Annotated in this window: 8 protein-coding genes; 6 read left to right on the top strand and 2 right to left on the bottom strand. The window is 67.1% G+C overall.

Annotated features, from left to right (window positions below):
- On the bottom strand, positions 1-2,283 hold a 2,283-nt coding region (locus FVW27_RS00850; RefSeq protein WP_167121899.1), incomplete at its 3' end, for an ATP-binding protein.
- 325 nt (positions 2,284-2,608) lie between these two features.
- On the opposite strand from FVW27_RS00850, the gene FVW27_RS00845 reads away from it, so the two are divergent.
- The 6 genes from FVW27_RS00845 to FVW27_RS00820 all read left to right on the top strand — a co-directional run bounded on the left by FVW27_RS00845 (position 2,609) and on the right by FVW27_RS00820 (position 9,530).
- On the top strand, positions 2,609-3,088 hold the full coding sequence (locus FVW27_RS00845; protein ID WP_167121897.1) for a NapC/NirT family cytochrome c: 480 nt from the start codon (positions 2,609-2,611) through the stop codon (positions 3,086-3,088).
- A 40-nt stretch (positions 3,089-3,128) separates the two neighbouring features.
- On the top strand, positions 3,129-4,682 hold the full coding sequence (locus FVW27_RS00840) for an ammonia-forming cytochrome c nitrite reductase subunit c552 (protein ID WP_167121901.1): 1,554 nt from the start codon (positions 3,129-3,131) through the stop codon (positions 4,680-4,682).
- Positions 4,683-5,186: 504 nt separating this feature from the next.
- The gene (locus tag FVW27_RS00835) at positions 5,187-6,341 is read left to right on the top strand and encodes a glycosyltransferase (protein WP_167121895.1); all 1,155 of its coding nucleotides are present in this window, start codon (positions 5,187-5,189) and stop codon (positions 6,339-6,341) included.
- 175 nt (positions 6,342-6,516) lie between these two features.
- Positions 6,517-7,242 (top strand): LysE family translocator, encoded by a 726-nt coding sequence (locus FVW27_RS00830; protein WP_167121893.1) that lies wholly within the window; start codon positions 6,517-6,519, stop codon positions 7,240-7,242.
- Between the two features lie 182 nt (positions 7,243-7,424).
- Positions 7,425-8,216 carry a nitroreductase family protein gene (locus FVW27_RS00825; protein ID WP_167121891.1) on the top strand — a complete coding sequence of 264 codons (792 nt, stop codon included), beginning with the start codon at positions 7,425-7,427 and terminating at the stop codon, positions 8,214-8,216.
- A 480-nt stretch (positions 8,217-8,696) separates the two neighbouring features.
- Positions 8,697-9,530 (top strand): hypothetical protein, encoded by an 834-nt coding sequence (locus tag FVW27_RS00820; protein ID WP_167121889.1) that lies wholly within the window; start codon positions 8,697-8,699, stop codon positions 9,528-9,530.
- A gap of 32 nt (positions 9,531-9,562) precedes the next feature.
- On the opposite strand, the gene FVW27_RS00815 is transcribed toward FVW27_RS00820, so the two are convergent.
- Positions 9,563-9,894: L-serine ammonia-lyase, iron-sulfur-dependent, subunit alpha (locus tag FVW27_RS00815; RefSeq protein WP_208294548.1), on the bottom strand; the 332-nt coding region annotated here is incomplete at its 5' end.

The following is a 9,894-nucleotide window of genomic DNA, read 5'->3' as shown; positions in this document are numbered from 1 at the left end:
GGCCGACGCGGTGACGGCCAGCACAGGCATGTCCGACGCAACCCCCGGCACCTGTCCGGCGCGCAGTCGGCGCACCACCTCCGTGCCGTCGCAGCCGGGCATGCGCACGTCCAGCAGGGCCATGTCGGGTCGCAGTTCTTCCAGCAGACGCAGAGCCTCCACGCCATCCGCGGCCACGGCCACCTGGTGTCCGGCGCCGCGCAGCACGTCCTGCATGAACAGCCGGTTGACCGGGTTGTCGTCGGCCACCAGAAGCCGCAACGGGGTGACGGTGCCGCTGGCAGATCTGGTTTCCGGGGGGCGTGCGGTGGTTGTCATCGCTGACGGGACCGGGCAGGCGGCGTGGCTTTCGGCGGTGCCCACCCATGCGGACAGCCCCGTGTTCCGGGCGCTGGCGCCATCTCCGTGAAGGGCGCGGCCCGCATCACTATCCGTGCCGTTGTTCGGGGGCGGTCCCGCCACGGTGAACCGTGCGGTGAACCAGAATTCACTGCCCGCGCCCGGCGTGCTGGACACGCCGATGTCGCCGTCCAGCATGCGGGCGATCTCGCGCGAGATCGCCAGACCCAGGCCGGTGCCGCCAAGGCATAACGAACTGGCCGCCTCGCCCTGCACGAAACTTTCAAAGATGGTTTCCTGCTGTTCCCCCGGAATGCCCACGCCGGTATCCACCACGGCAAAGCGCAGCAGCACCGCGCGCGGGATGGCTCCGGCTCCCGGCCTTGGCGCGGGCGCTGCCGCTGCCACCGGGGTGGTGTGCGGCGCGGAGTCCGGAACCAGATTCACCACTACGGCAATGCCTCCCTGCCGGGTGAACTTCACCGCGTTGCCGATGAGGTTTCCGAGGGCCTGGCGCAGCCGGAAGTCGTCGCCCACCAGCGCCTCGGGAACGTTCTCCGCCACGTGCAGCGACAGTGAAAGCCCTTTGCGTTCACCCGCGAAGCGGAACACCCCCAGACACGCCTCCAGCGCGGGGCGCAGCCGGAAGGTGCGCGGCGCTAGGCGCATCCTGCCCGATTCCAGGCACGAAAAGTCCGTGATGTCGTTGACGATTTCCAGAAGGTTGGCGGCTGCGCAACGCAGTTGTCCCAGGTATTCGTTGTAACGGGCGACCTGTTCCGTCTGGTGCGCATCCATATAGAAAGAAGCTCCGGCAGGAGGAGAGGCGGCGGATGCGCCCTCGCGGGGGGGAGGCGTGGACTCCGGCCCGACAGGTTTGTCCGGCCTGTCCGACTCGTCCGGCTTGTCAGGTCCATCTGGTCGGGACATGCCCTGCCGCCCCGGCTGGAAGCCGGACAACAGCTCTGCCATGCCGATTATGCCGGTGAGCGGAGTGCGCATGTCATGGCTCATGTTGGCCAGAAAGGCGCTTTTCATGCGGTTGGCTGCCTCGGCCAGCGCCTTCTTGCGGCTGACCTGCAACGACGCCCCGCCAATGCCCAACAGCCCCACAACCCCGATGATGGCGTAGGCCAGCCCCGTCTGGTCCAGGCGCTGGCGTTCCAGGGCCAGCAGCGGAGCCGCCGCGATGGATACGCTGATGCCGCCGCGCAGGCCGCCCACGGTGTCGTCGGCGGTGCGATGGCAACCAAGGCACGATTGGTCGGCCATCAGCGGGGCCATGTAGCGAAAGCTGGGACCGTGCCGGGTGTCGCCGCTGTTGGCGGCGCTCGCCGCCGCGTCGGAAGGCGCGCCGACCGGGGGCAGGGCCAGGGTAAAGGTTTCCCGCGCGCCCTTGCTGAAGGCCTGCAACGACTCGTTTTCCCACGGGTCGGCCTCGTTTTCCTGCCGCAGCGGGTTCAGGCCGGTGATGCGGAAGCTGACCCCCTGGCTGGTGGTGAGAAATTCCGAAATCTGGCGGGTCATGTAGGCCGGGTTCATGCGGGTGAGCATGGTGCCGTCCGCCGCCATCAGTGTGCGCTGGTCGGGGGGCAGCCAGAGGTTGGGCCGCCCCAGTTCGCTGGTCCGTACGAACACCCCGCCGTGGGCCGCGTTCCAGGCCCTGGTGGACACGATCTGCGAAAAGAACGCCCGCGCCTGCAACAGCGCCAGTTCGCGCACGTGGGCCGCCTCGGTGCGGGCGTTCCACTGGTACAGGGCCAGCAGCAGCACCCCCCACAAGGCCACCAGCACGGCAGGCCCGATGAATGTCTGGATGCTCCAGCGCAGGGTCGGGCGCCTGCGGTGCAGCCGGGAGCGCAGGCTTCTTGCCGCACGTTCCGTGGTGGCGCCGGACGTTTCGCCGGCTGGGTACGCCGGAGGCTGGGTCTGGTGTTGGGTCATGGGGTGCCCCCCTGTGCGGAGTCAGGAAAGTCTGAAAAGGCTGACTCTGTCAGATTTTTCTGTCTACTTGTCATGTAAATATGACATACGCAAGGCCTGTCTCGACTTGCGCTCTTTGTCTTCCCAATGGCAACACATTGAAATTATTTTTGAACGAAGGGATGTGCCGAATTTCACGCAACGGCACGGGTCTTGAAGACTGCACCTCACCAAGTGCCGTGCGCACCCGTCGGGCTGAACGGGCGCGGGCACGGATGCACCCGGAGGCGCGAACTCCCGGCCGCACGCGGGCGGGGCGGGCGCCCTCCACAGCAAGGAGGCGGAAATGTCAGAGGAAGCACCTCGCAACGGACGTACGGGGCTGCGGCTCATCGTCGTCGGGGCGGCCCTTGGGGTCGTGCTGGCGGCGGGGGCGGGCTTCGGCATGAAGGTCACGGACCGGCGTCCGTTCTGCGCGAGCTGTCACATCATGCAGGAGGCGGCGTTGACGCACAAGGCGTCCACCCACGCCAACCTGGCCTGCAACGAGTGCCACGCTCCGCACAACCTTGCCGCCAAGCTGCCCTTCAAGGCGGCGGCAGGGGCCAAGGACGTGTACATGAACACGCTGGGCAGGCCGGACGACGTGATCCATTCGGGCCAGTCCACCAAGGACGTGGTCAACGCCAACTGCAAGGCATGTCACACCATGACCAACACGCAGGTGGCCAGCATGGATTCCAAACCCTATTGCGTGGACTGCCACCGCAATGTCCAGCACATGCGCATGATGCCGATCAGCACAAGGAAGGTCGCCGATGGATAACCTGATGAAAGACACGCTGTCGCTGCGCACGGTGCGCGGCATGGTCCGCAGGGGGGGGCTGCTGCTTGCCGTCGCGCTCGTCCCCTTCGTTCTCGCGGGCTGTTCCGACGTTGCGGAACTGAAGACCCCGGTGTTCAAGACCAAGATCGCGGCGGAAGAAACCCGCAGCAGCGCCTTCAAGGCGGAATTTCCCCAGCAGTACGCCAGCTACCAGCGCAACGACGAAAGCACCGTGATGACAGAATTCAACGGTTCGGTGCCGTTCAACAAGAACGACAACGTCGATCCGCTGCCCGAAGGCTACAAGCACGCCCAGCCGTACCTGAAGAACCTGTGGCTGGGCTATCCGTTCAGCTACGAGTACCGCAACGCGCGCGGCCACACCAAGGCGCTGGAAGACTTCCTGCACATCGACCGCATCAACACCTACGCGGAAAAGGGCGGCCTGCCCGCCACCTGCTGGAACTGCAAGACCCCCAAGATGATGGGCTGGGTGAAGCAGTATGGCGACGACTTCTGGGCCAAGGACGTCAACGAGTTCCGCGACAAGATCGACATGAAGGACGAAACCATCGGCTGCGCCAATTGCCACGACCCGCAGACCATGGAACTGCGCCTGTACAGCGAACCCCTGAAGGACCAGTTGAAGGCGCAGGGCAAGGACTGGGACAAGCTTTCGCGCAATGACAAGCGGTCGCTGGTCTGCGGCCAGTGCCACGTGGAATACTACTTCCAGGACAAGGAAAAGGGCGTCGCCAAGAAGCCCGTGTTCCCCTGGGCCGACGGCTACGACCCGCAGCAGATGTACACCTACTACAAGACGGCGGGCAATTCGCAGATGAAGGGCTTTGAGGGCAACTTCGTGGACTGGACGCACCCCGTGTCCAAGACGCCCATGATCAAGGCCCAGCACCCCGAATACGAAATGTGGCAGAACGGCGTGCACGGCGCGGCGGGCGTTTCGTGCGCCGATTGCCACATGGGCTACACCCGCACCGACGACAAGAAGAAGATATCCGGCCACTGGTGGACATCGCCCCTGAAGGATCCGGACATGCGCGCCTGCCGCCAGTGCCATTCGGACAAGAGCCCAGACTACCTGCGCTCGCGCGTGCTGTTCAGCCAGCAGAAGACCTTCGACCAACTGCTGAAGGCACAGGACCTGTCGGTGAAGGCGCACGAGGCCGTGCGTCTGGCCTCGGAATTCCAGGGCGCCAAGCCCGCCAACTACGACGAACTGATGATCCAGGCGCGCGACATGGTGCGCAAGGGCCAGTTCTTCTGGGATTACGTGTCCGCCGAAAACAGCGTGGGCTTCCACAACCCGGCCAAGGCGCTGGATACGCTGGCTTCTTCGCAGCAGTACAGCCAGCAGGCCGTGGACCTGGCCAGCGAGGCCACCGGCTTCGCCATCTCCAAGGACCTGGCGGGCGACATCCACAAGATCGTGCCGCCCATCCTGAAGCACAGCCGCAAGTTGCAGCAGGATCCGGAGCACATGAAGACGCACCAGTGGTTCAAGTACCTGCCCACGCTGCCCAAGGCGGACAAGGTGTGGGACGGCCAGAAGAAGCTGGTTTCCGCGGCCCAGTAGGGCGGCGTGAAAGGAAGGAACGGCGGGGGCCGGATGGTCCCCGCCGGAACGGAAGGCATGTCGGCCCGCTTCATGCGGAGCAGACGACCTGATTGCATGACGACATGACGTGCCGCGCGGGCGGCAGCGGCGCGCGCCGGATCGATTTCCCACGGCGCGCCCGCAGGGCCGGGAAGGCCCGTCCGGGATATTCCGGACAGGCTGGTTCCTTTCCGGGGGCCCGCAGCCCGAATCACCGCCCGCGCGGCGCATTGCAGGCATCGTTTCGCCTTGGATCTCCTTCACAGGGACACGACAGACAGGAGGGCGCCCATCGGGGGCGCCCTTCGTCGTTGCGGCGCGGCGCGCCGTGAGGTTACCCGTTCCGCTCAGCGTGGGCAGGCGTGGCCTCTGCCCCGTCTGGACGCCGCGCCGCGACTGGGCTATCCACGGGATGCGTTTTCCGGGTCCGCCGCGCGGTCCCGCCGTCCCATTCCATCCAGCTACACAGGCGCAGGACAGTTCATGCAGAAGCCCGTGCTCTTCCGGGTCACCAACAATCTCGACGTGGGCGGCGTGCAGCGCCGCCTGGCTGCGGTGCTGCCGTTGCTGGCCCGGACCTTCGAGGTACATGTGGTCACCTACCGGGGGCGCGGGGTGTTTTTCGACGCGCTGCGCGAGCAGGGCGTGCGCACTCATTTCCTGCCCATGCGCGGCAAGTGGAGCCCGGCAGGCATTGCCCGGCTGTCGGCCATGTTTCGCCGCCACAGCGCGCTGGTGGTGCACACGCATTCGCTGGGGGCCAACATTCCCGGCATGATCGCCGCGCGGCTGGCCGGGGTGCCGGTACGCGTGGCGCAGGTGCACGTGGCGGGCAACCACTGGTACGCCAGGACGGCCCTGGGCCGCCGAAAGCAGGCCATGCAGGAAGCGCTGGTGCACCGTCTGTGCACCGACCGGGTACTGCACGTGGCCGAGCAGTCGCTGGAAGGCTTCGTGCGGGGCACCGGGTTGCCCCGGCGCATGAACGCGGTGTTGCACAACGGGGTGGACTTCGCGGCCATGCTCGACCAGGCGGCGTCCAATGGTCCGGCGCGCGACGTGCGCGCCGAATTCGGCATTGCGACCGACGAGGTGCTGGTGGGCTTCGTGGGGCGGCTGGCCACCGGCAAGGGCGTGGATTTCGCGCTGGATTTCATGCGGCGGATGCACGCCGTCAATCCGCGCGCCCGCATGCTGCTGGTGGGTGGCGGGGCGTCCGACGCCGGTCTGGCCCGACTGCGCGCCGAGGCTGCTGCCATCGGCGATGGCCGGGTGGTGTTGCTGGCCGGGCAGCGGCTGGACGTGCAGGCCTGCTATCGCGCCTTCGACGCGCTACTCTTTCCATCCGAGGAACTGGCCGAGGGCATGCCCGGTGTGGTACTGGAGGCGTGCGCCTTCGGCCTGCCGGTCATGGCCCGTCATACCGAGCCGGTGCGAGAGATTGCCCGCTACTACGACCGCATCCGCTTCATGGACGACAATGCCGACCCGGCCACGGTGCTGGCCGATGCGCTGGCCCTGCCCCCGTCCGACGGCGCGCGCTTTCGCGACGAGTTCGACATCCACGCCATGGCCCGGCGCACCCTGGACCTGTACCGTGCGGTGCTGGTCGAAAAGGGACTGGACGCGCCGTTCTGAATCGCACGGGCACTTGCTTCGCGGCGGCCGCGCGGGTAGAGGGGGACGGTGCGACCATGCCCGCGCTTGGCGGCGTTCCCGTGGGCGTGCCGGTCATGCTGTCCCGGCCTTGTTCCCGCCAGTTTTGGCTCTGTTCCCGCTTTGTCCCAATGCGCAGCCCTGGGAGCGCACCATCATGTCCATCTCGTGGAATTTCCTCATCGTGTATACGCTGACGGTGCTGGTGGCCACCATCACCCCCGGCCCCAGCATGTTGCTGGCCCTGACGCATGGGGTACGCTACGGCGTGCGGCGCGCACTGGCGTCGGCACTGGGCAACACCGTGGCTTCGGTGTTGCAGGCGCTGGTGGCCGTGGCCGGTCTGGGCGTGGTGCTGGCCGCGTCGGAAGACCTGTTCCGGGTGGTGCGTTACGCGGGCGCGGCCTATCTGGTGTACGTGGGCGTGTGCATGCTGCGCGCCCCGGCGGTGCCCCTGAACGTGGCGGCACCCGCGGTGACCGATATCATCGGGACCACCGGGACCGGTGGGGAGGCGGGCCACGCGGGCGAGGGCAGGCGCGGTGTGTCCGGGGCACTTGGCGCATCCGAAACCCCCGGCGGACCCGGCGCGCGCAAGCTGTTCGCGCAGGCGTTTTTCGTGGCGGCGGGCAATCCCAAGGCCATCGTGTTCTTCACCGCGCTGTTCCCGCAATTCCTGGCCCCCGGCGACACCCTGGCCCGCAGCGCCCTGCTGGTGGCGGACCTTGCCGTCATCGCCTTTCTGGGCATGATGATTTACGCCGTGGCCGGGGCGCGCATTGCCGCGCTGCTGGCCACCACCCGCGCCGCGCGCTGGTACAATCGCACCGTGGGCGTGGCCTTCATCGGCAGCGGGGCGGGGCTGGCCCTGTCCGACAGGTAGCGTCGTTCACCTCGCTTTTGCCGCCGTGTCCGCCCCCCTTTCCCGATTTGCGGAAAGGGGGGCGGTCTCGTGCTGGTACCCCTGTTTCCCGTGGGGTACTCGCTTCCCGAATTGTGCCTTCTTGCCGAAAGCACCGTACATGGCAAAAGGGCTCCATGGGCACAACGCCCAAGGAGGCCCGCATGGAACTGATTACCCTTGATACGGATGCCTGTACGGGCGACGGCCATTGCATGGCCGCGTGTCCCAAGGGGCTGCTGCAACCCGACGGCAACGGCCACCCCGTGCCCGTGCCCGACGCAGCGGAGCAATGCATCGACTGTGGCCACTGCGTGGCCGTGTGCCCCACCAACGCCCTGCGCCACGCCCGCCTGCCGCAGGCGTCCTTCCTGCCGGTGCAGCCGGGCCAGGCCAGCGCAACGGCCATGGATGCGCTGATCCGCAACCGGCGCTCCATCCGCCGCTTTTCGCCGCGCCCGCTGCCGGATGCTACCCTGCACGAACTGATGGACGTGGTGCGCCACGCGCCCACCGCTCGCAACAGCCGCCTGTTGCGCTGGCACGTGATCCGTTCCGTCGCCGCATCGCGGGCACTGGCCGGGGTGGTTTCCGAATGGCTGAGCGCATCGGGCTACTATCCGGATGCGTTGGCCGCGTTTGCCGCAGGTGGCGACAAGGTGCTGCGCGGCGCGCCGCACCTTGCCTACTGTACCGCCCCGAAAAGCTACGCCTTCGGCGCGTGTGACGGCGGCATCGCCGCCACCACGCTGGATTTCGCGGCCACGGCGCGGGGCATAGGCACCTGCTGGGGCGGTCTGGTGATGTGGGCTGCCCGCAACCACGAACCCACCCGCGCCGCGCTGGGCCTTGCCGACGACCTGGACGTGGTGGGCGCCATGATGCTGGGCATGCCCGCCATGAAATACCACCGGGTGCCCCCGCGCGATGTGCCCGAGGTGGTCTGGGTGGACTGAGAGGGAAGGGGCGCTTCCCGGCGCGCCATCGGGCTGGGCCGAGTTGTGGCGGAGGGGGGCGCGGTTGCCCCTCGCGTGCAACCGGTGGGCGTGCCGCGCCGTGTGCTGCCGTGTAGCCTCCTGTATGCCCGGCAGCAATGTGTCCAACGTGTCCGAAAGTGATGAACAACGGGCTGCGTCGTGGTAACGCGGCCCGTTGTGTTTTCTGATGTCCATGTCCGCAGGGGAGAGCGATGCGACAGCTCCACATGGATGTGGTTGCCCCATGCAGGCGGACAGGCGCATGTCGGGCTTCCGGCACGGGACGGCCTGAGGGGGAAAGCATGTCAGGGGAGTTGCGCCACAGAAAACGATCATGGCGGAACCCCGTTCGGATGGCCTTGTGATCCCCTGCCAACCCCCTTGCGGGTGAAATTTTGGGATATGGGCATGCTGTCGGCGGTGCCGGCCACGCATGCCGACATAACTCAGGAGAGTGCCATGCCCTCGTATTCCCGCACCAGCAGGCAGCAGACTTTGCGCCCACGTATCGCCCGTCCCGCCATGTCCACGGAAGCATTTCTGCGTGACATCGTGTTTGCCAAACAGCCCAAGGATGGGCGCTCGGAACTCCGTGCGGGTGCTCCGGATGTCGCTGCCGATATTTCTGGACGGATGTCACTGCCCGACACAGCGGTGTCGGGGGGCAATCTGACTCTGCCTGTCGCCGGATCAGGGTTCTCCTGTTGTTGCGATTTTGGCCCCGACGGCAAGTTGCGCACCAAGTTGGAGACCTGCGGCGGCCATGTCGTTGAATACGGCTACACCTTTGATAAGCGCGGCCATCTGTCCGAAGTGCGCCGCAACGGTACACTGGCGGAGGAATACACCTGTAATGCGGCAGGCCAGCGCATCATGGCGCGGACGGCCACCGTACCGGGTATGTCGAGGGATGCGCGGCGCGGTCTGGAGCCGGATCGGAGCTTTGCCTACGACAGGGAGGGGCGGATGGTCCATGGGGGCGTGCGCGGTACGGCTACGCGCCCGATGGTACCTTGCGCTGCCGGGAGGAGGGGCGGGAACGTGCGTATTTCCAGTACGGCAACGGCAGTGTCCGGGAGGTACTGGTGCGTGACGGGGTGCGCCGGAATGCACGTCGCTTCTCGTGTTTCTTGGGAAGGAAGCCGGGGAACTCCGCATCATCAAGGTGGAAACAGCGGTCCACTGGTCGGAATGACGCGGAGTGCGGAGCGGGCTTTTCTCGCCCCGCTGCAATCCTCTGTCACGGTCAGACGCAAGAACGGCCCGTCGCAATGCGGCAGGCCGTTCTTGTAGTATGTCCAGAACGCGCGGGGGCGATGCGCAGCCTACTGCACGCCGCGCTCCAGCAGACGGATGATGGCCACGTCCACGGCGGCGAAGCCCAGGCTGGACACTTCGCCCAGCGAGCGCAGTGAAGCGCGGAAATCGGGCGAGACGATGCCCTCGGCCCCGGTCATGCCCGGCCCGTGCAGGGCCAGTTGCGCGGCGCTCCAGGCCTCTGCCGCAGCGGTGCCCACCTTCAGGGCGCAGCCGCCCTTGGCCCCGTCGCAGATCATGCCCATGACCGACGAGAACACCAGCGCCACGGCCTGCTCGGCTTGCGCGGGCGTGCCGCCCGCAAGGCGCACCAGCGCGGCGGCGGCGCCAGCACCGGCGG

The sequence above is a fragment of the Nitratidesulfovibrio liaohensis genome (genome assembly GCF_011682075.1).
Taxonomy (GTDB): Bacteria; Desulfobacterota; Desulfovibrionia; order Desulfovibrionales; family Desulfovibrionaceae; genus Cupidesulfovibrio; species Cupidesulfovibrio liaohensis.
Note: the sequence above shows the minus strand (reverse complement) of the source record. Positions and strands in the feature narration are given on the sequence as shown.

Excerpts from the sequence above, each read along its gene's own strand:
- FVW27_RS00845 (WP_167121897.1), top strand. The coding sequence starts at position 2,609 with ATGTCAGAGGAAGCACCTCGCAACGGACGTACGGGGCTGCGGCTCATC.
- FVW27_RS00840 (WP_167121901.1), top strand. The coding sequence starts at position 3,129 with ATGGTCCGCAGGGGGGGGCTGCTGCTTGCCGTCGCGCTCGTCCCCTTC.
- FVW27_RS00835 (WP_167121895.1), top strand. The coding sequence starts at position 5,187 with ATGCAGAAGCCCGTGCTCTTCCGGGTCACCAACAATCTCGACGTGGGC.
- FVW27_RS00830 (WP_167121893.1), top strand. The coding sequence starts at position 6,517 with ATGTCCATCTCGTGGAATTTCCTCATCGTGTATACGCTGACGGTGCTG.
- FVW27_RS00825 (WP_167121891.1), top strand. The coding sequence starts at position 7,425 with ATGGAACTGATTACCCTTGATACGGATGCCTGTACGGGCGACGGCCAT.
- FVW27_RS00820 (WP_167121889.1), top strand. The coding sequence starts at position 8,697 with ATGCCCTCGTATTCCCGCACCAGCAGGCAGCAGACTTTGCGCCCACGT.